Raw genomic sequence first — 20,054 nt, 5'->3', positions numbered from 1 at the left:
GTTATTAGTTTTCGTCTCCTTCACTCGGAGATAGGTAATTATCCGACGCATCCAAAAACACCATAACAACGGCATTTTCATCCTGTCCAAGCCGCCCGGAACCCGGGCGAGACGTACCTAAATGGAACAGCACCGCCCAATTTGACGGCAGTACATCGTACCAATGCATCGAACATCTATATTTTATCCTATTTTTTATGAATATGCAACCCAGTCTCGAATTTTCAGTCAGTTCGCCCCTTGCATGTTGCCTTGACAATAATCAAAAGAGGCTGGAAAAAACTCCTTCTTCACTCCTGAATTAAATGAAATGCCGAACAAAGGCGTCGTAATTCGACTGATTTTGTCCGGCATTCTTTCAATTTTAAGACATGAAAACCCGCTTTTCTATAAAATACAGAACTGCGAATCTCCTTCTCAATCAGGGCTCCAAGGAGGGATTACGGGCAAATTGCCGATTTCTTAAGATTTGATCGTAAATTCCAGTCTTCTACGAAGAATTATCCCGAATACACAAAGTCCCGGATGAAATTTGCAGTTAATTGCAAATCATCCGAGATTTTTGTTCGAGACAGTTTTTTTACCCCAATCTCCCTGATTTTCATTCCATTGTCTATTCCATCAGCCCGAACATCAGTATGCCGGCTGCGACTGCAACGTTGAGCGATTCGGCATGTCCTTTGATCGGGATATAAAGGTTAAGGGAAGTTTCTTTCAACAGTTTCTCACTCATTCCGTTGCCTTCGTTTCCCATGACAAGCGCAAAGTCGCTGTGACGTCCGACTTGATCATAGGAACGGGCCTGATCGTTCAGCTCGCTGCCAAAGACCGGCAGTTTGCGCTGCTTGAATTCTTTAGCCCATTCGATCAGGTTTCCGGAACAAAGCTTCAAATGAAACTGGCTGCCCTGCATGGCCCGAACGACTTTCGGCTGAAACATGTCGGCACACCCTTCACCAAAGACTACGCCGGAAAAGCCGCAGGCATCGGCAGTCCTGACCATCGTTCCGATGTTTCCAGGGTCTTGCACTCCGTCCAGAAACAGCCACGCGCCGGTTGCTTTTTTAGGTTTCTCATCTGCATTTTCAGGAAGATTCACAACGGCAAAGATACCTTGCGGACTCGGCGTTTCGCTCAGATGCTTTGCCACGTTGTCGGAAATTTCGATAACCTCAACGTTGTCTGGAACTTCAAGCTCGTTTCTGTGCTTGAAGTCCTGCGTCACCAGGATTTCCGAAATCGGCTGATCAAAAAGAATCGCTTCTTTGACTAGATGCCATCCGTCAAGCATATACTTTCCCTGCTTGATTCGCGCCTTTTTTTGCGAAAGTTTTTTCCAGTCCTTGACGCGCTGATTGGATGATGATGTGATAATATCCATGCTAATTCCTCTTTTCCAGAATTTTTCTTGTCCGTTCCTTGTCATGATTCAACTGTTCGATCAATTCCTTTGCGCCGCTGAACTTCTTCATTCCGCGCAAAAGCTCAATCCACTCGACAAAAACGTTTTTTCCGTAAACCATGTCCGAAAAATCGAGCAGGTTGATTTCGATCGTTTTTTCAAAGCGACTGCCAAAAGTTTCGTTGCGACCAATTGATGCCATCCCCATGTAGCGTTTTTCTTCGCCTTCAAACCTGACGAAAACCGCATACACGCCTTCGGAAGGTATCATGACCGGCTCTTTTGTTTCAAGATTCAGCGTCGGAAAACCCAGCTTTCGCCCGCGCTCAAAGCCGTGCACTACCTGACCGCTTGTTTCGTACGAATAGCCCAAAAGATCTGCTGCCATTTTGACGTTTCCTTTCCGGAGCGCTTTTCTGATTCTTGTCGAACTGATTTTTTCTCCGTCATCAAGCATATGCGAAACCTTGACCACCTCAAAGCGTCCATTGGCATAGCCTTCCAGATGCGACATGTCGCCGCCGTTTTCATACGGCATTTTTCCGTACGTATAGTCGCTTCCTGCAACCGCGCAGACTGCGTGGAGCGAAACGATGTATTTTTCGACAAAATCCTGCTGGCTGAGCGTATAGAGCTTCTCATCAAACGAAACGACGTAACAAAGGTCGACTCCGAAGCGTTCGAAAAGTTCAAGCTTTTTTCGTTCGCTCGACAGATACGCAAAATCCTTGTTTTCCTCGTTATTGAACACGATTCCCGGATAACGGTCAAGCGTCATGATCGCAAGTTTTGCCCCAAGCTTTTCCGCGCGCCTCTTTCCTTCACGGATTACTGCCTGATGTCCGCGATGAACGCCGTCAAAAAAGCCCAGGCAAAGAACGATCGGTCCGTCCGGAATCAAATTATTGTCATACGGTTCTTGCAATTTAACAACTTGCATCATGATGCACCTCTATGTCAGATCAATCATCTGTTCTGCCTGATAGCGTCTCTTTTCTTCATTATATCGATACACGCAGCGACACTTGTTTTGATACGTCAAAGCGACCTGAAGACCATCCGTTGCGCTTAAGTCACTGAAATTTTCAGGCAACAAAAAGCCGCCGTTCTTGACGATTTTCCATTGCGCACTCGTCAGTTCTCTTTTAGGCATTTTCAAAGCATGGTCGACCGGGCGCAAGGCCTCTTCCAGCCTGCCGTTTTGCTTGAGTTCTTCAAGCTGTGCCAGCGTATAGGCTTCGTCAAGCTTGAAACTGCCGCTTTCAAGTCGCGTCAGATCGCTCATGACGGCCGGAACGCCAAGTTTTTTGCCGAGATCCGTGGCAAGCGTTCTGACATAGGTTCCTTTTCCGCAGGCGACTTTGAAACGCAATTTTTGGACGCCGTTTTCTTTGTCAAATGCAGAGCTTCCGACCAATTCAAAACTTCCAACGTGAATCTTTCTCTTGGGACGTTCGACTTTTTCGCCTTTTCTGGCGTAATCGTACAAACGTCTGCCGTTGACCTTGACGGCAGAATACATCGGAGGAATCTGAATGATGTCTCCGCAAAGCTGCTGCATCTTTTCTTTGATCAATTCATCTGAAAAAGGCTTCGTCAAAAAATACTCTTCAACGATTTCCCCGTCAAGATCTTCCGTTTCCGTTGAAAATCCAAGCGTGACCTCACCGGTATAAACTTTGCCTGATTCCATCAGATAGCTGACGACTTTTGTCGCATGTCCGATGCAGATTGGCAGCACGCCGTCAACGTTTGGATCGAGCGTCCCGCTGTGTCCGACTTTTCTGGTCCGAAACAGGCGTCTGCATTTAAACACGGCATCATTGCTGGTCATGCCGCGATCTTTGTTCAGGGGTAAAATTCCATCCATAAGTGTTCACCTCTCAAAAACAGGGATGGGAAAAATTCCCATCCCCGCAATTTTCATCTTAACGATCCTGCTGATGAAGCTTGTTCAAAAGTTCGTCAATATGATCCCCGTAACGCACGGATTCATCACGAACGAATTTGAGTTCAGGCGTGACATAGATGCTCAAGCGCTGCCCAAGTTCTCGTCTGATCAACCCTGTTGCCTTATCGAGACCTTTTTGAGTCTTTTCGGCATCAGAAGCAAGGTTTGAAAGCGTGCTGTAATAAATTGTCGCATTCTGCAGATCGCCCGTAACTTCGACGCCGGTAATCGTCACGCCTTCAACGCGCGGATCGCGGACGCGTTTCATCAAAATGTCGTTGACTTCGCGCTGAATCTCTTGTGACAAACGTCCGACACGGTAATGTTGTACCATATATAGCAATTCCTCCCGTTAGTCTTGCGGAACTTCTTCCATAATGAAGGCTTCGAGCTGATCGCCTTCTTTGATGTCATTGTACTTTTCAACCATCAAGCCGCATTCAAATCCGGATTTGACCTGCTTGACGTCATCTTTGAAACGCTTGAGAGATGCAAGCTTTCCTTCATAGATCACGATTCCGTCACGAATAATTCGAACGCCGGAATCTCTTTGAATGTAGCCGTCCGTGACATAGCCGCCGCCGATCGTGCCAAGTTTTGAAACTTTGTAGGTCTGACGGATTTCAACGTAGCCGGTGACTTTTTCTTCAAAGACGGGTTCAAGCATCCCTTTCATGGCAGTCGTAACTTCATCGATTGCCTTGTAGATGACGTTGTGCAAACGAATGTCGACCTTGTCTTGATCTGCCTGCACCTTGGCTTGAGGCGTAGGACGAACATTGAATCCGATGATGATCGCATTGGAAGCTTCGGCCAAGGTCACGTCTGATTCGTTGATGGCACCAACGGCCTGGTGGATGATGTTGACGCGAACGCCTTCCACGTCAATCTTCTTGAAGCTTTGTGCAATTGCTTCAACGGAACCTTGAACGTCGGCTTTGATGATCACGTCAACTTCTTTCATATCGCCTTCTTTAAGCGTATCGAACAAGTTGTCGAGCGTAACGTGCGTCGTTTGGCTGCGTTCCTTCATCAGAGCGCGCTTGGCACGTTCTTCACCTGCTGCACGCGCCGTCTTTTCGTCATCAAACGTCACGAAACGATCACCTGACTGCGGCACTTCGTTCAAACCGGTAATTTCGACTGGCGTTGCCGGAGTAGCCTTCTTGATGGCACGACCTCTGGCATCAGTCATCGTCCGAACGCGACCAAAAGTATTTCCGACAACGATCGGATCACCGACATGAAGAGTTCCTTGCTGAACCAAAAGCGTTGCAACGGATCCCTTGCCCTTGTCAAGGCGAGCTTCGATAACGGACCCTGCACCATGCTGCTTAGGATTTGCCTTAAGTTCAAGCATTTCTGCCTCAAGTAAAATCATGTCGAGCAATTCGTCAAGATTCTTTCCGAATTTAGCAGAAATATCGACAAAGATCGTATCGCCGCCCCAATCTTCAGGAATCAATCCGTATTCGGTCAATTGCTCCATCACGTGGTTAGGATTTGCACCAGGCTTGTCGATCTTGTTTACGGCCACGATAATCGGAACCCCGGCAGCCTTCGAGTGGTTGATGGCTTCAATCGTTTGCGGCATGACGCCATCGTCTGCGGCAACGACCAAGACAGTGATGTCGGTGATGTCGGCACCACGAGCACGCATGCTCGTAAAGGCGGCATGTCCCGGCGTATCAAGGAACGTAATGATCTTGTCATTGTGTCTTACCTGATAAGCACCGATATGCTGCGTAATTCCGCCTGCTTCACCGGCAGTGACGTTCGTATGACGCAATTTGTCAAGAAGCGTCGTTTTGCCGTGATCAACGTGTCCCATAATCGTTACGACCGGTGGACGCGGTGCGGAGTGTTTCTTATTGTTTGCTTCTTCTTCAAAGAACTTGTCGATGTCGGCTACGTCAACTTCAACTTTTTCTTCAGCCTTGATGCCATAATCGGCTGCAAGAATTTCAATCGTATCTTTGTCAAGCGATTGGTTTTGGTTGACCATAACGCCCATCATAAAGAGCTTCTTGATGATTTCTGCCGGTTCGCGGTGAATCTTCTTTGCGATATCGGCAACGTTCATGCCGACCGTATAAACCAAAGTTTCCGGCAACGGCTTGTTCTTGCGTTGCGGAACGGCGTTCTTCTTATTATTGTCGCGTTGATTGCGATTATTGCGCTTGTTGTTTTTGCGATTTTTGTTCTTCTTGTTGAACTTGCCCTTTTTGTTGTCGTTTCCGCCGAAACGATCGTTGCTTTGTCCTTCTCTTTGGTTGCTCCTGCGATTGTTGTTGTTTTTATTTTTATCCATGTGGTTACCAGAATGCCTTTCGTTGATTCTATTCACTGACTTTTGATCACGGTTGGTCTTTCCTTGATCAGAGCGAACATCCTGCTTTTTTTCGGTTGATCGCTTGTCAGAAGGCTTCTTTCCGACCTTTTCACTTTCCCTTTTATGCTCTTTGACCGGTTTTTCAGCCTTAAAGGCAGCCGCCTTTTTCTCAACAGGGGCTTTCTTTGGAGCAAAAGCAGCCCTTACCTGCCGCTCTTCGTTTTCTCCAATCGTCGACATGTGATTGCCAACTTCAATTCCCTTCTTTTTGGCTGCCGCAATGACTTCCTTGCTGGAAACATTGAGTTCTTTTGCTAATTCATAAATTCTTTTTTTACTCATCGACATCGCTCCATTCTCGTAAAATCAGGCCTGTCAAGACTCTTGATTCGAGAAATACACGAATCAAAGAGACAGCAGTTGCTTGAATTTCTTAGCAAAGCCTGCGTCCGTCACTGCAATTATCGAGCGTTTCGATCCTATTGCCGCACTGAGTTCATCCCTTGTGAATTCAAGCGAGCACGTGACGTTGTAACTATTGCATTTATCAGTAATTTTCTTTTTCGTACTCTGTCCTGCATCATTTGCGCAAAAAACAAGGTACGCCTTTCCAAGTCGAACTTGGTCAATAACAAGGTCAATGCCCGTCGTCAGTTTTTTTGCCCGACGAGCAAGGCCCAATGATTGCAAAACTTTTTGTCTATTTTCCATTTCCGAACAATTCCGCGCGGGCTGCTTGGTGATCAACGTAAGCAACCAGCTCATCGTAAAAGGCATCGTCAATTTTGAGCCCGAATGCCTTGTCGAAGGTGCGGTCCTTTTTTGCTTTCTCGGCTGTTTTGACGTCTAAATGAATATATGCCCCGCGTCCGGCCTTCTTTCCGGTCGGATCGATTGAAACTTCATTTTCTTTATTCTTGACAACACGAACGAGTTCTTTTTTTGGCTTCATTTCTCCGGTAACGATGTCTTTTCGCATCGGTATTTTACGCTGTGCCATTTAAAAAACCTCCTTTATTCGTTATCTGCCTCAATGTCTTCAATGCTGATGACATCTTCTGTTTCAACATCTTCTGTTTCAGGCAATTCAAAATTTTCCTCAGGTTCTTCTTCAGACTGACGATCAAGCTCTTCCATGTTTGATTCGGACTTGATGTCAATCTTGTAGCCCGTCAAATGAGCTGCAAGGCGGGCATTTTGGCCACGCTTGCCGATTGCAAGCGATAATTGCGTGTCAGGGACGACGACCGTGCATGCATGATCGTCTTCTCTGTCGAAGCGAACTTCAAGAATTTCGGCCGGTTTCAAGGCAGCTTTGATATATTCGGACGGATCTTCGCTCCATTCGACGATGTCCATCTTCTCTCCGTTTAATTCTTCAACGATTGCCTTGACGCGTTCTCCGCGTGGGCCAACGCAAGTTCCGATCGGATCGATTCCTTCTTGATCGGAGTAAACGGCAATTTTGGCACGATCGCCTGCTTCACGCGCAATCGACTTGATTTCAACGGTTCCGTCAAAAATTTCCGGAACTTCATTTTCAAACATGCGCTTCAACAAATCAGGATGAGAACGACTTACGTAAACCTGAGGTCCTCGGTTGCGACGCTTCTTTTTGCCTTCTTCTTCATTTTGTTCGGCATTTTGATTTTCGTTTGGATCAACAACCTTGTACACGTAAACTTTGATGCGATCATGTGAATTGTAAACTTCACCAGGCACCTGATCGCGCTTCGAAAGAACGGCTTCAACGTTGCCGAGGTTGACATAAACGTAACGGCTGTCGCGACGTTCAACTTCACCGGTCATGATTTCATTTTCATAACGGCTATATTGATTATAAATCATTTGACGCTCTTCTTCACGCACGCGCTGCATGATGACCTGCTTAGCAGTTTGAGCCGCAATTCGTCCAAAATCACGCGGAGTAACTTCAAAATCAATCGTGTCGCCGATTTCATAGGCTCTGTTGATTTCAAGAGCATCAGACAGGCTGACTTCGAGGCATGAATCCAAAACTTCGTTGACGACTTCCTTAACAGCAAAAACCTTGATGTCGCCGCGTTTTGCATCAAACGTCACTTTGACGTTTTGTGCCTGACCGTAGTTTTTCTTGTAGGCGGAAACAAGTGCCTGTTCCAAAGCATCGATGATGACTTCTTTTTTGATGCCCTTTTCAGTTTCAAGTGCATCCAATGCATTAAGCAATTCCTTACTCATTTTTTCTGTGCTCCTTATTATTAAAATTTGATTGCCAAACGCGCCTGTGCAATCTGCTTGCGCGGAATCACAATCGTCTTTTGACGAGTCTTGTCCATGTATTCCAGCGTCAGTTCATCCGGCTTCAAGTCAACCATTGTGCCTTCATAAACCTTATTGCCCTCCAACGGCTGATACAGCGAAACATGAATATAAGAATTCAACGCGCGCTCATAATCGCGTTCTTTTTTCAAAGGACGCTCAGCACCAGGTGAGGAAACTTCCAAAAAGTATGCCTGAGGGATCGGATCCGGGTCGCAGTCGTCAAGCTTTTCGCCGAGCAAATCGCTGACAAGCGCACACTCCTCAATATTGATTCCACCGGGCTTATCGATATAAATTCGCAAATACCAGCTTTTGCCTTCTTTCACGAATTCCGCATCAACTAATTCAAAGTGACGTTCATCCAATATAGGCGTGACTAATTCCGTCACTGTTTCAACAACGCTGCTCAAAATTTTCCTCCTCGCATCTTTTCATCCAATAGAACCCGTTCCAATAAAAAGAGCGAGCATCTCTGCTCACTCCCTAACGAGTATCAAAAACAATGTTATTGTAGCATACTGGAACGACATTTTCAAGTTTCGTATGAAAATGAATGTAAATGCAGTGCATTTAGCCAAGCATGTCGAAAAGCGACAGCTGATTTTCATCCGACAATCCGTCCAAAACATGGTTTTCCGTCATGAAATCAACCAATGATTGCGAAACCCTTCCGCGCTCTTTCAGATCCTGTTTCGAAATGAACTCGCGCTCTTCTCTTGCCGCAACGATTTGTTTGGCAACGTTCAACCCAAGACCCGGAATTGCCGAAAACGGTGCCAAGAGCGCATTTCCTTCAATCAGCCAGTTCGAAGCATCCGAACGCTTGATGTCGACCATCTTGAACTCAAAGCCGCGTTCGAGCATTTCGTTTGCAAGCTCAAGCACGGTCAACAGGTTCTTTTCCTTAGCTGAAGCATCATTGCCTTTTTCATTGATTTCCTTCATTCGAGCCTTGACTGATTCCTTGCCGTTGGCCATTGCGACCAGATCAAAATCATCGGCACGCACGGAAAAATATGCAGAATAGTAGATCAGCGGGTAGTAGACTTTGAAATATGCAATGCGCAGCGCCATCAAAACGTAAGCAGCAGCATGTGCCTTAGGGAACATGTACTTGATTTTCAGGCAGGCACCGATATACCATTCGGGAACGTTTGCCTTGTGCATCTCTTCTTGCCACTCATCCGGAATGCCGCGTCCCTTACGCACGTGTTCCATGATTTTGAAGGCCAGATCGCTTTCAACGCCCATGTGAATCAGATCCATCATGATATCGTCACGACATCCGATAACTTCAGGCATCGTCACAGTCTTGTTTTGAATCAGTTCTTCGGCGTTTCCGAGCCAAACGTCAGTCCCGTGAGACAAACCGGAAATCTTAAGCAGTTCGGCAAACGTCTTTGGCTTCGTTTCTTCAAGCATTCCGCGAACGAACCTCGTTCCGAATTCCGGAATGCCGAGCGTTCCCGTTTTCGATTGAATCTGTTCTTCCGTGACGCCCAGAATCTCCGTTCCGGAAAACAGCGCCATCACACCGGGGTCATCAGTCGGAATCGTCTTTGGTTCAATTCCCGAAAGATCCTGCAGCATGCGAATCATCGTCGGATCATCGTGACCAAGACAGTCGAGTTTCAAAATATTGTCGTGAATCGAGTGGAAATCAAAGTGAGTCGTGCGCCAGGCCGCATTGACGTCGTCTGCCGGATACTGAATCGGCGTGAAATCATAAATATCCATGTAGTCGGGAACAACCAGAATTCCGGCCGGGTGCTGTCCGGTCGTGCGTTTGACGCCCGTTGCTCCCTTGGCCAGGCGATCGACTTCGGCAGACCTCAGCGTCAGTTCGTTGTCGCGTTCGTACGCTTTGACATAACCGTACGCCGTCTTGTCGGCAACGGTACCAATCGTTCCGGCACGGAACACGTTGTTTTCTCCGAACAAAACCTTCGTGTAGTTGTGTGCAACCGGCTGATAGTCGCCGGAAAAGTTTAAGTCGATATCAGGAACCTTGTTGCCTTTGAATCCAAGGAACGTTTCAAACGGGATTTCCTGTCCGTCCTTGACGAGCTGCGTCTGGCACTTGGGGCACTTTTTATCAGGAAGATCGTAGCCGCTGCCGTATTCGCCTTTTGTGAAAAATTCCGAGTATTTGCACTCAGGACAACGATAATGCGGCGGAAGAGGATTGACCTCGGTGATTCCGGTCATCGTTGCCACCAGGCTTGAACCGACGGACCCACGAGAACCGACCAAGTATCCGTCTTTGTTGGACTTGAAAACGAGCTTTTGCGCAATCAGATAAATTACAGAAAAGCCGTTGCCGATAACGGACTTCAATTCTTTGTCAAGTCTGGCCTGAACGATTTCAGGCAACGGATCGCCATAAAGCTCATGTGCCTTGTTCATCGTCAGATTGCGAATATCGTCTTCTGCCCCTGGCATTTTCGGCGTGTACAGCTTATCCTTGACGGGCGTGATTTCGTCACACATTGCCGCGACCTTGTTCGGATCATCGACAACGACCTTTTTAGCCAGTTCAGGTCCGAGAAAGGCAAACTCGTCAAGCATCTCATCCGTCGTTCTGAAGTGTGCATCAGGAAGATTTTTCAAGCGATTGAGCGGGTTTGCGCCGCCTTGGGAATGAATCAGAATCTTGCGGTAAATCGCATCTTCTTTGTTCATGAAATGCACGTCTCCGCTTGCAACGATCGGCTTGTCGAGTTCTTCAGCCAATTTCACCATATTTTTGATGATGTCTTCAAGCTCTTCTTCATCCTTGACAAGTTCGCGCTCCAAAAGCGGTGCATACAGTGACTTTGGCTGAATCTCCAGATAATCATAATTTTTGGCCTTGGCTTTGGCCGTTTCATAGCCTTTTTGCATCATGGATGTGAAAACTTCGCCGTCGGCACAGCCGGAACCGACCAAAAGTCCTTCACGGTATTTTTCAAGCACTGAGCGAGGAACCCTGGCAACGCGGTAAAAGTGATTGACCATCGAATCTGATGCCAGCTTGAAAAGATTTTTCAGCCCGTCCTGCGTTTTAGCCAAAACGATCGCATGAAACGGGTGCTGCTGTTTGTACGTATCCGGCTGAACCATGTGCTTGTTAAAATCGTCATGATACAAAATGTCGAACTGTTCGCGCGCGTCAGCAAGCATCTTGTAAAAAATATAGCCGGTCGCTTCGGCATCATAAATAGCCCGGTGGTGATGTTCCAAATCAACTTTGAGCCGCTTGGCCAACGTATCAAGCGTAAAGCGTTTCATGTCCGAATACAAAATTCTTGCCAAAGGCAGCGTATCGACCCACGGTTCCTTAATCTCAGGCATGCCATGGCGAAGATAGCCGGTATTCATGAAGTCGACGTCAAACGTGGCATTGTGTCCGACGATGATGCATCCCTTGCAAAATTCACGGAAGAGTTTGAAAACTTCTTCTTCCGTTTTTGAACCGCGAACCATCGCATCCGTAATGTGCGTCAGATTGATCGTCGTTTGCGAAAGCGGATGGCCCGGATCGATAAATTCTTCAAATTCTCCGATTTTTTCGCCGTCTTTCATCTTGACCGCGGCCAATTCGATGACCTTGTTGTATTGAGCCGACAGACCCGTCGTTTCCGTATCGAACACGACGTAAGTCGCATGCTTCAATTCTTCATGCGCTTCGTTGTATGCAATCGGCTGACTGTCTTCAACAACGTTTGCCTCAACGCCGTACAAAATCTTGACACCGTTTTTTTGTCCTGCCGAATGTGCTTCCGGAAAGGCCTGCAGCGTGCTGTGATCGGTAATCGCAATCGCTTTTTGTCCCCACTTGGCAGCTTGTGCGACAAAGTCAGAAATCGAATTCGTCGCATCCATCATGCTCATGTTGGAGTGCAGATGAAGCTCAACGCGCTTTTCATCTTCAGGAGCCGTATCCTTTCGTCCTTCATGCTTGACTTCATTGATGTCATAGGCATTGATGACAAGATCTCTCATGTAGCTGTCTTCTTGGACGTTTCCTTTGACTTTGACCCATTGGCCGACTTTGACGGCATCAAACATCGCTTCATCTTTGGCATTGTTCGAAAACTTTTTGACGGCAAACGAAGAAGTATAATCGGTAATCTTAAACGTCAGAATTTTTCTGCCGGAGCGCAGTTCGCGCACCTCGGAATCAAAGACGTAGCCTTGGACGACCACAATGCGCTCTTCTTCTACGATCGTCTTCATCGGTCTGATCTCTGTTTCTTCCGAAATCTTCTTGCCGACCATCACCGGCCCTTCAACAGGCGGAAGTTCTTCTTGCTTCTTCACGTTTTTTGGCTGCTTGGCCTTTTGCTCATTCGAAATCTTGATCTGCTCATAAGCTTTTCTGGCCAGCTCCGCATCGTTTTCGGCATGCTTTTGCTGCATGGCCTCCCGATTTTCTTCAATCGCTTTTTCATCAACATAGGGGTTGATCGTGAATCTTGGAAAACCGGCATCCTGATAAGACGCTTCAATTCTTTCCAAAACGTTGCGCTTCAAAAAATCGCGCAAGACCGTATTTTCAGCCAACAGTTTAACCTCTCCGTGATCAAGTTCCGGAGAATTGCGCAAGAGATTTTGGGTAAACCCGTTTGCTTTTCCGCTCGTTTCAACGGCATATGCCCAATACGAAACCAGTTTTTCGTCATTCATTACAGGATTTCTCGTCGTAAAATGCAGTCTCGTCTTGCAAATCGGCCTGAAAGACGTTTCAACAAGCTGATTAAGTTTTGCAAATGTTTGAAACGGCAAGATGTCGTTTGTTTCCAAATAAAAGTCCCAACGCTTCGACTTCGTATGCACTTCGACTTTTTCGATCAGCGCATCGGAAAAAACTTCCCTGTCGTCCTGCCACTTGATTTGTTCAAGCAGTTTTTCAAACATGGCTTTTTTATCGAGTCCCACTCATACCCTTCCTTTCATTTAAAACTCACTTATACGATTTTAGCACAGTAGATCACTTTTTGCACTTTGTCGCTTATCGCTGAATTGTAACGAGAAAAATCTTCCTGATGATGTTATACTGAATTTGTATAAACTAATTTTGTTACTATTATGAAGGGATGAGAATCCATGTATTATAATGCGGCACTTGTCTTAGAAGGCGGAGCCATGCGCGGGTGCTATACGTCCGGCGTCCTTGACTATTTTTTGGATCGCGACATTCAATTTAACTGCGTCATCGGCGTTTCAGCGGGATCTCTTGCCGGAGCAAACTATGTTTCCAAACAATACGGAAGAACATTTGAAATCAATACCGAATACCGCAACGATCGCGACTATATTTCTGTCAGACATCTTTTAAAAGGCAAAAGCATCATCAATCTTGACTATCTGTTTACGGATCATGGAATTTCATGGCACAACTACGATGAAAATGCCTATAATCTGTCCGATACGGACTTCGTAATCGTAGCCACCAGACTAAAAGACGGCAAGCGCGTCGAATTTCACAAGCCGCCGGTCGGAAAAGAGCTGATGGATGCCCTTGAAGCCTCATCTTCAATGCCGATCATTTCGGAACCCCATGAAACATCTCAAGGTCTTTGTCTTGACGGCGGAATCTCAGACTCCGTTCCGGTCGATCTTGCACAAGAATTGGGCTTCAATAAAATCATCGTAGTCAGAACCCGCAACCGCGAATACCGCAAAAAGCCTGGTAGCAAGGCAATGAAAAAAGCAATTGAAATGAACTTCAATCAATACCCCGATTTCGTCAAGCAGGTCAACGGCAGGCCTGAAGCCTACAACAAGCAGGCAGAAGAATTGCAGAAAATGGAGGAATCAAAACAAATCTTCTGCATTGCTCCAAAAGAACCCGTCAAGGTCGGTCGGCTTGAGCATAACGTCAAAAAACTCAAGGACTTGTACGAAAGCGGGTATGCGGATGCCAAAGAATCATTTGACGAAATGATCAAATATCTTGAACAGGATCAAAAATCAGCAGAATAATTCATACAGCACCAGGCGCCGACCAAAATCGGCGCTTTTTTGTCATAAAAAAAGGCCGCCTACTGCGACCTTTCAACAATATTTCGTTATCATCAATTTCAAGAGTTCTTTTCTGAGTTCTGCTGCGCTCTGATAGCGATTGCCAGGATAATAGCTGCACGCTTTCCTCAATATCGCATTCAGTTCAACACTGATTTCTTCAATCTCTGGCAACACATCGCGCTGATCCGGAAATTTTTTATCATTTGCCAAAACATAAAGCGTCATTCCCAAAGAATAGATATCCGAACGGTTGGATAACGGTTCGGCGATTCTTTTCAGTTGTTCCGGTTCAGAAAATAACTCAGTCATCAAAAGTCCACCCTCATTATGTAACGAGGGTTTGACATGAAAGCCCAAAATCCCCATTTTCTGATAGTTTCCATGGTATCACTTTTAAAGTGCGGAGTTTTCACCCTTGTTTTCTTTTAAGGATCTGTATGCACGATGAAAGGCAGATTATTGCTTGCCAAAAAAGCGATCAGATTGCCTGACCGCTTCCAAAAACTACTTTCTTTTTCTTCTTCCGACAAAATACAGTACCGCACGCATCCCGGCAAACAGCCCGGCAGCTTTGCTGAAAATCCGATACAGCTTCTCTACCCTGCTCGTCAATTTTCCCATATATGCCACTCCATTCTTATAAGCTCTTTCTTCATCACTATCGTAACAAAAATGAACATATTTGGCAATTAATAAGTTTCGTAATTGCGAAAACACGCTTCAAGTGTTATCATGTAGTTGAAAAAATAAGTTTCAATCCCCCTGCTTCGAAGGCTGCGGCCGAGCGCAGGTTTTTTTTATGCAAAGGAGCGAGCATCCGTGGTGCAATCAGATCTAATCAAAAAGCTCAACATCAATGATTTTGGACCAACCAAAAAGCAGCAAACAATCATCGATCATCTTGGTACATATCGTTTCATCAGCTATGCCACACCGCTTTGCCGATTCGGCTGCACGTTTCAAGACGTCCATGATCGAATCCGGCTTGACAAAAAATTGCGTCAGGCCGTTTTTTCGATCATTCAAGAACTTGAAATCGACTTGAACACAAAAATTACGTCGCATCTTGTCGAAAAATACGGTCCGCTTTGCTACCAGGACATTTTTCCTGGTGCCAGACTGACGGTCCTAACAAATACCTGAAATACGATGCCGTCGACAGAAAAATCATTGAGCAGGAACAAAAACAGCTCATCAACACCATCACTCACCTTTCAAAAAACGACAAGCCTGAAAACCAGTCTCTTCTCGAGCTTTCGCAACACATTTCGCTCGGAGAACTGATCCACATCTACAAGCTCATGAGCAAGCGCAACCGCAAAGAAATCGCATCCATATATGACTGCAGCGCAAACGAGCTCATCAGTTGGATGGACTGCATCGCGCTTTACCGCAACTGCTGCTGTCACAACGGCAACCTGATCGATATCAAAATCGAAACAAGGCCCGTAACGCCCCAATCATATTCCAAATATCTTTTTCGCATGAAAAATACAGAGACGACAACGAACAGGTTCGCACTGGGCTGCGTTGTCATACTGCATTTGGCAAAAACAATCAACGTTGAAAAAGAGGAAACGGATGCGTTGAAACAGGCAATCTTAGCCCTTTCAAGCGACAAGACGACGCTTGAATCCTACGGGTTCGTCAGTCGGGAAGGATTTGAGGGGGCGTTTGGGGGATGAGGATAATGGTAGAACATAAGAAAGAGAGGTCTGGAAAGTTCCGTTCTATTTTCAAACTAAATTAATGCCGGACAAAGTCGGTCAACTTGCGGATGATTTGTTCGGTATTCTATTGATATGACTTAATTTTTATGCTTCATACATTCTGTGACGGACACATTCAGATAACATTTACAGATTTAGTATCATCAATTTGATTTTAATCGTAAGCGGAAATAAGCGTTTAAGCCTCTGATATCTTGATATGATTTAAACATCAAGTATATCTGAGGTTTATAAAAACACTTACGTTGGTTCATATATAAGTAAAAACCGGATGATGTTCACAAACTAATTTCGAATCATCCGGTTTTTTTGCTGAAAATACATTTTTTTCCAACCTTGCTACTATTCATAACATCATTGATATGACATTCAGCTATTTCAACTCACGCCCCCTATACAGAGGGCGACTCATGCAACTTTTTTCTTTTACAAAATTATTACTATTTCAACTCACGCCCCCTATACAGAGGGCGACTTTGAGTATCATGTAACGTGAGATGTTTTTCGTATTTCAACTCACGCCCCCTATACAGAGGGCGACCAATATTGTTGAGCAATCTCTTGCTCTCATCATATATTTCAACTCACGCCCCCTATACAGAGGGCGACAAGAAGATATTGACCGTGGCTATGTTGACAAGCGAATTTCAACTCACGCCCCCTATACAGAGGGCGACGTCATTAATGGTGTTATGGGTAACAAAGAATATATTTCAACTCACGCCCCCTATACAGAGGGCGACTGTCCGACTGTAATTAGAGGAGCTTATTAAAACATTTCAACTCACGCCCCCTATACAGAGGGCGACCCGGAATATCCTTTTGAGTGTCGTCAATGATCAACATTTCAACTCACGCCCCCTATACAGAGGGCGACCCTGCACTTCCTTGATGCCCACGTTTTCCAAGGGCTATTTCAACTCACGCCCCCTATACAGAGGGCGACATTGGCAGGTCAAAAGTTCAAAGTGTATACAGTAATATTTCAACTCACGCCCCCTATACAGAGGGCGACACTTAATGTTGATCTGACAACACTTGGAGTTGATATTTCAACTCACGCCCCCTATACAGAGGGCGACAGATAGTGAGTGCGAGTGTAAGTATTTTCTAAACATTTCAACTCACGCCCCCTATACAGAGGGCGACGTTACCTGAATGACTTGCAACAGTCTGACCGTTATTTCAACTCACGCCCCCTATACAGAGGGCGACGTGATGTCAACTCATTTTCATAACTTGTTTTAAATTTCAACTCACGCCCCCTATACAGAGGGCGACACAAACAACACTTACTAAAGTTAGAAACAATGCCATTTCAACTCACGCCCCCTATACAGAGGGCGACCCTCAAGGTGACGTTGGTCCAGCTGGTGAAAAAGGGATTTCAACTCACGCCCCCTATACAGAGGGCGACTGATTAAGTTCATCAATTGTCGGCTTGGAAATTATTTCAACTCACGCCCCCTATACAGAGGGCGACTAACCATTAAAATAGAAAAAGTTGCGGTTAGGATTATTTCAACTCACGCCCCCTATACAGAGGGCGACACTGGCGAAGTCAGAACGATTTGTACCATATTATTTCAACTCACGCCCCCTATACAGAGGGCGACGCTTGTGACGTTATATAATAAAAGAGTAGTAAAATTTCAACTCACGCCCCCTATACAGAGGGCGACAATTACAATATGTAACCGACAGCACTCACTTTAGTATTTCAACTCACGCCCCCTATACAGAGGGCGACTATGACGTCAATTAATGATGTCATGCAAGTTGCATTTCAACTCACGCCCCCTATACAGAGGGCGACAAGCGCATCATTCTGATAACTTGCAACATCTACATTTCAACTCACGCCCCCTATACAGAGGGCGACGGAATTGCAATTGCACCACGTGTTCCCAATGCTATTTCAACTCACGCCCCCTATACAGAGGGCGACGTGTGCCTAACGCAGAAAAACTCGCAATCTGTCTATTTCAACTCACGCCCCCTATACAGAGGGCGACGCATTGCTTGTTGCATGAGCTTTATTGTTGCTTATTTCAACTCACGCCCCCTATACAGAGGGCGACTCTCACGGTTGACAATGAGGACAAGGATTAGAATATTTCAACTCACGCCCCCTATACAGAGGGCGACAGCAAAAAACAGGCAATATAGCCCAATTTTTCGCATCATAATAAATAACTATAATCCTTACAACCGAAGATTAAGAAATATATTATGAATATTATTCGGCAATCATTAAAAACAAGGTGCGAATACTTCGAAAAAATATGTTCACTTTTGATTCGCAAATATTTTGTTATAAAATAAGCGTACCTTTGATATCAAAACTTTCTTTAATTCCAATGTGTTCTATCTTGTTTTTGTACTTATCACCCAAATTATAGAAACGCAAACTATCTTCATCTTTATTTATAATACCTTCTAAAGTAGCCTTAACTTGTCGATATTCTGTAGAATTTAATTGACATTCAAAAACAGAATTTTGAACCCTTTGACCGTAATTAACGCACTCTTTTGCTACCTTTCTTAGTCGTTTTCTACCAGCCGATGTTTCAGTACTAACATCATATGCTATTAAAATAAGCATAACTAACTTCACCTACTTCCAGAAAAAAGGTGGATACTCATCCAAATCTCCCCTAAGATACCGAGCTAATAAAAGAGCCTGAACATATGGTGCCATTCCCCATTCTATTTTTTCACCTAAAAACGGATGTTTAATCATAGTTTGTTTCTTTTCCTGCCAAGATTTTAGAAACACTTTTCTCCCAATATCGTTTAATAGCACCGCACCATCTTCTTTCATAAGAAAATGTGACTTATTAATAATTCTCTTATTTATTAATGTTAGAACAAATCTGTCTGACATAACGCTTCTGAATTCTTCCATTAAATCCAACGCCAAAGATGCTCTTCCTGGTCTATCTTTATGATAAAAACCAACGTATGAATCCAAACCAACAGCCTCCAATGCAGATGCGCACATTCCTGCCAACATACTATATGAGAAAGATAATAAAGCATTGACAGCATCTAATGGCGGTCTTCTACTTCTTCCGTTAAATATGAAATCATTTTGCTATTGTAAAATCAGCTCATTGATAACCGAAAAATAAGTTGAAGCCGCTTCACCTTCAATTCCTAATAAACTGGCACTGCTTTCACATTTACGGATATCGTTCAGTCTCTTTTGAAGATACTTAGAACTAGTTTTCAATTTTTCAACATCAACCCGCATCGGATAATCTCTGATGGCTCGTTCCAAAACCCAACGTGAATTGTAAACTTTTCCCAAAATAAAATTTCGCGATATTTTGATGCTCTGTTCCTCATTATCGCTTATTCTATATTGCGTTTTCCTTAAAGTTACATTTCCTTTAGTTTCGCCTGTGACCCTTGCTAAAAATTTTCCATTCATGGTCATAAATGCAAGATCTATGTTTCTCTTCGCACAAGCACCCATCAAAGCAGGACTGGCGCCAGAATATCCAAATGTTACTATACCTTGTATATTATGCAATGGAAATCTGCCAATTTCGTCATGATTTTCACTAACGACAACGTTTTCTCCATCTAATGATAAATACTTATTTCCACTGGTTATATATACTGTATTCAACAATCTTTTTATAAATCATCACCGCCATCATTAACAACGTTATCTATATAACTAGAAACTGACCTGTTTTTATTTAATTCTGGGACACATATGTCCTTTAAAGAGCAAGCATTGCATTTTTTGCCTACTTTAACTTTGGGCGTGTATCTTCTATCGTAATATTGATGCATTTCGCTTACTATGTCCCGTACTTTATTTCTAAGCACATTATCTATATGAATCTTTTGCCGTCTCCGTATCTCACCATAATATATATATCCATACTTTATCTCGCAACAAAGCATTTCTTCCAAACAAATTGCTTCAGCAGCCAATTGAACGCTGTCTTCAATACCTTCTTTAGGCTTACCGCGTTTGTATTCAATAGGAATGACCCTATAATATCCATCCCTGCCAACAATATTTATTCCTTCATCTTCTTTGTGAAACTCCACTATATCGCATTCTCCGCTTATGCCAAGGGCATTGGAGTGTATCGGCATTCCTCTGGATATAAATTCATCCCCTCTCGTCTCTCGTAAAAAAGAATCATGTGCTTTATCATGCAACAATTTTCCTTCAAATGTTCTAACATTTTCTTGCCACTGTTGTTCAATATGCGTTAAAGCCCACTGCCGTCTGCAAAACTCAAAATGTTGTATCCCAGAGAGTTGCAAAAAATTCTCCTCGCTATACATCATTAACTAGCC

At 44.7% G+C, this 20,054-nt stretch carries 16 protein-coding genes, 1 pseudogene and 1 CRISPR repeat array; of the genes and pseudogenes, 3 read left to right on the top strand and 14 right to left on the bottom strand.

Going from position 1 to position 20,054, the window contains the following annotated elements; all coding sequences use genetic code 11:
* Positions 1 to 613: 613 nt before the first annotated feature.
* The 10 genes from BMZ95_RS00645 to BMZ95_RS00595 form a co-directional block, all read right to left on the bottom strand.
* Positions 614 to 1,381: a TrmH family RNA methyltransferase gene (locus BMZ95_RS00645; protein WP_046922783.1), complete on the bottom strand. Its 768-nt coding sequence runs from the start codon at positions 1,379 to 1,381 to the stop codon at positions 614 to 616.
* Position 1,382: 1 nt separating this feature from the next.
* Positions 1,383 to 2,342 (bottom strand): riboflavin biosynthesis protein RibF, encoded by a 960-nt coding sequence (gene ribF, locus BMZ95_RS00640; protein ID WP_046922784.1) that lies wholly within the window; start codon positions 2,340 to 2,342, stop codon positions 1,383 to 1,385.
* A 12-nt stretch (positions 2,343 to 2,354) separates the two neighbouring features.
* Positions 2,355 to 3,272 (bottom strand): tRNA pseudouridine(55) synthase TruB, encoded by a 918-nt coding sequence (gene truB / locus BMZ95_RS00635; RefSeq protein ID WP_046922785.1) that lies wholly within the window; start codon positions 3,270 to 3,272, stop codon positions 2,355 to 2,357.
* Between the two features lie 58 nt (positions 3,273 to 3,330).
* Positions 3,331 to 3,687 (bottom strand): 30S ribosome-binding factor RbfA, encoded by a 357-nt coding sequence (gene rbfA / locus BMZ95_RS00630; protein ID WP_003698239.1) that lies wholly within the window; start codon positions 3,685 to 3,687, stop codon positions 3,331 to 3,333.
* 18 nt (positions 3,688 to 3,705) lie between these two features.
* Complete coding sequence (infB, locus tag BMZ95_RS00625) at positions 3,706 to 6,027, bottom strand: translation initiation factor IF-2 (protein WP_046922838.1); 2,322 nt, start codon at positions 6,025 to 6,027, stop codon at positions 3,706 to 3,708.
* Between the two features lie 63 nt (positions 6,028 to 6,090).
* Positions 6,091 to 6,396: a L7Ae/L30e/S12e/Gadd45 family ribosomal protein gene (locus BMZ95_RS00620; RefSeq protein ID WP_003693871.1), complete on the bottom strand. Its 306-nt coding sequence runs from the start codon at positions 6,394 to 6,396 to the stop codon at positions 6,091 to 6,093.
* Positions 6,386 to 6,685 (bottom strand): RNase P modulator RnpM, encoded by a 300-nt coding sequence (gene rnpM / locus BMZ95_RS00615; RefSeq protein WP_003698237.1) that lies wholly within the window; start codon positions 6,683 to 6,685, stop codon positions 6,386 to 6,388. Before rnpM ends, BMZ95_RS00620 begins: the two co-directional genes overlap by 11 nt.
* Before the next feature lie 14 nt (positions 6,686 to 6,699).
* Positions 6,700 to 7,905 (bottom strand): transcription termination factor NusA, encoded by a 1,206-nt coding sequence (gene nusA, locus BMZ95_RS00610; RefSeq protein WP_014073487.1) that lies wholly within the window; start codon positions 7,903 to 7,905, stop codon positions 6,700 to 6,702.
* A 20-nt stretch (positions 7,906 to 7,925) separates the two neighbouring features.
* On the bottom strand, positions 7,926 to 8,399 hold the full coding sequence (rimP, locus tag BMZ95_RS00605) for a ribosome maturation factor RimP (protein WP_022280985.1): 474 nt from the start codon (positions 8,397 to 8,399) through the stop codon (positions 7,926 to 7,928).
* Between the two features lie 160 nt (positions 8,400 to 8,559).
* Positions 8,560 to 12,909, bottom strand: coding sequence for a PolC-type DNA polymerase III (locus tag BMZ95_RS00595; RefSeq protein WP_046922786.1), 4,350 nt, complete (start codon positions 12,907 to 12,909; stop codon positions 8,560 to 8,562).
* A 168-nt stretch (positions 12,910 to 13,077) separates the two neighbouring features.
* Here BMZ95_RS00595 and BMZ95_RS00590 point away from each other — a divergent pair, with 168 nt between their 5' ends.
* Positions 13,078 to 13,956 (top strand): patatin-like phospholipase family protein, encoded by an 879-nt coding sequence (locus BMZ95_RS00590; protein ID WP_046922787.1) that lies wholly within the window; start codon positions 13,078 to 13,080, stop codon positions 13,954 to 13,956.
* 72 nt (positions 13,957 to 14,028) lie between these two features.
* Here BMZ95_RS00590 and BMZ95_RS00585 read toward each other — a convergent pair whose 3' ends face one another.
* A complete protein-coding gene (locus BMZ95_RS00585; RefSeq protein WP_003698186.1) occupies positions 14,029 to 14,307 on the bottom strand; it encodes a serine/threonine protein kinase in 279 nt (92 codons plus the stop codon).
* A 513-nt stretch (positions 14,308 to 14,820) separates the two neighbouring features.
* On the opposite strand from BMZ95_RS00585, the gene BMZ95_RS11560 reads away from it, so the two are divergent.
* Both BMZ95_RS11560 and BMZ95_RS00580 read left to right on the top strand, forming a co-directional pair.
* Positions 14,821 to 15,141: an Abi family protein gene (locus BMZ95_RS11560; protein WP_014073495.1), complete on the top strand. Its 321-nt coding sequence runs from the start codon at positions 14,821 to 14,823 to the stop codon at positions 15,139 to 15,141.
* Positions 15,087 to 15,683, top strand: a complete 597-nt coding sequence (locus BMZ95_RS00580) for an Abi family protein (protein WP_243469544.1) — start codon at positions 15,087 to 15,089, stop codon at positions 15,681 to 15,683. The genes BMZ95_RS11560 and BMZ95_RS00580 overlap by 55 nt, the downstream gene beginning before the upstream one ends.
* Before the next feature lie 420 nt (positions 15,684 to 16,103).
* Positions 16,104 to 17,876: direct repeats of the CRISPR family, unit length 33 nt; unit sequence ATTTCAACTCACGCCCCCTATACAGAGGGCGAC.
* Between the two features lie 166 nt (positions 17,877 to 18,042).
* On the opposite strand, the gene cas2 is transcribed toward BMZ95_RS00580, so the two are convergent.
* From cas2 to cas4, 3 genes and pseudogenes are all read right to left on the bottom strand, one after another.
* Positions 18,043 to 18,333 carry a CRISPR-associated endonuclease Cas2 gene (cas2, locus tag BMZ95_RS00575; RefSeq protein WP_046922788.1) on the bottom strand — a complete coding sequence of 97 codons (291 nt, stop codon included), beginning with the start codon at positions 18,331 to 18,333 and terminating at the stop codon, positions 18,043 to 18,045.
* A gap of 12 nt (positions 18,334 to 18,345) precedes the next feature.
* Positions 18,346 to 19,377, bottom strand: a pseudogene (gene cas1c, locus BMZ95_RS00570) (type I-C CRISPR-associated endonuclease Cas1c).
* A complete protein-coding gene (gene cas4 / locus BMZ95_RS00565; RefSeq protein WP_046922789.1) occupies positions 19,374 to 20,045 on the bottom strand; it encodes a CRISPR-associated protein Cas4 in 672 nt (223 codons plus the stop codon). Before cas4 ends, cas1c begins: the two are co-directional and overlap by 4 nt.
* Between the last annotated feature and the right edge of the window lie 9 nt (positions 20,046 to 20,054).

Origin of the sequence: Ligilactobacillus ruminis DSM 20403 = NBRC 102161, from assembly GCF_900113455.1 — a bacterium.
Taxonomy (GTDB): domain Bacteria; phylum Bacillota; class Bacilli; order Lactobacillales; family Lactobacillaceae; genus Ligilactobacillus; species Ligilactobacillus ruminis.
This window is presented reverse-complemented; position numbering and strand designations above follow the sequence as displayed.

Bases quoted from the DNA above. Each gene is read 5' to 3' on its own strand.
- BMZ95_RS00645 (WP_046922783.1), bottom strand. From the start codon at position 1,381: ATGGATATTATCACATCATCATCCAATCAGCGCGTCAAGGACTGGAAA.
- ribF (WP_046922784.1), bottom strand. From the start codon at position 2,342: ATGCAAGTTGTTAAATTGCAAGAACCGTATGACAATAATTTGATTCCG.
- truB (WP_046922785.1), bottom strand. From the start codon at position 3,272: ATGGATGGAATTTTACCCCTGAACAAAGATCGCGGCATGACCAGCAAT.
- rbfA (WP_003698239.1), bottom strand. From the start codon at position 3,687: ATGGTACAACATTACCGTGTCGGACGTTTGTCACAAGAGATTCAGCGC.
- infB (WP_046922838.1), bottom strand. From the start codon at position 6,027: ATGAGTAAAAAAAGAATTTATGAATTAGCAAAAGAACTCAATGTTTCC.
- BMZ95_RS00620 (WP_003693871.1), bottom strand. From the start codon at position 6,396: ATGGAAAATAGACAAAAAGTTTTGCAATCATTGGGCCTTGCTCGTCGG.
- rnpM (WP_003698237.1), bottom strand. From the start codon at position 6,685: ATGGCACAGCGTAAAATACCGATGCGAAAAGACATCGTTACCGGAGAA.
- nusA (WP_014073487.1), bottom strand. From the start codon at position 7,905: ATGAGTAAGGAATTGCTTAATGCATTGGATGCACTTGAAACTGAAAAG.
- BMZ95_RS00590 (WP_046922787.1), top strand. From the start codon at position 13,078: ATGTATTATAATGCGGCACTTGTCTTAGAAGGCGGAGCCATGCGCGGG.
- BMZ95_RS00585 (WP_003698186.1), bottom strand. From the start codon at position 14,307: ATGACTGAGTTATTTTCTGAACCGGAACAACTGAAAAGAATCGCCGAA.
- cas2 (WP_046922788.1), bottom strand. From the start codon at position 18,333: ATGCTTATTTTAATAGCATATGATGTTAGTACTGAAACATCGGCTGGT.
- cas4 (WP_046922789.1), bottom strand. From the start codon at position 20,045: ATGATGTATAGCGAGGAGAATTTTTTGCAACTCTCTGGGATACAACAT.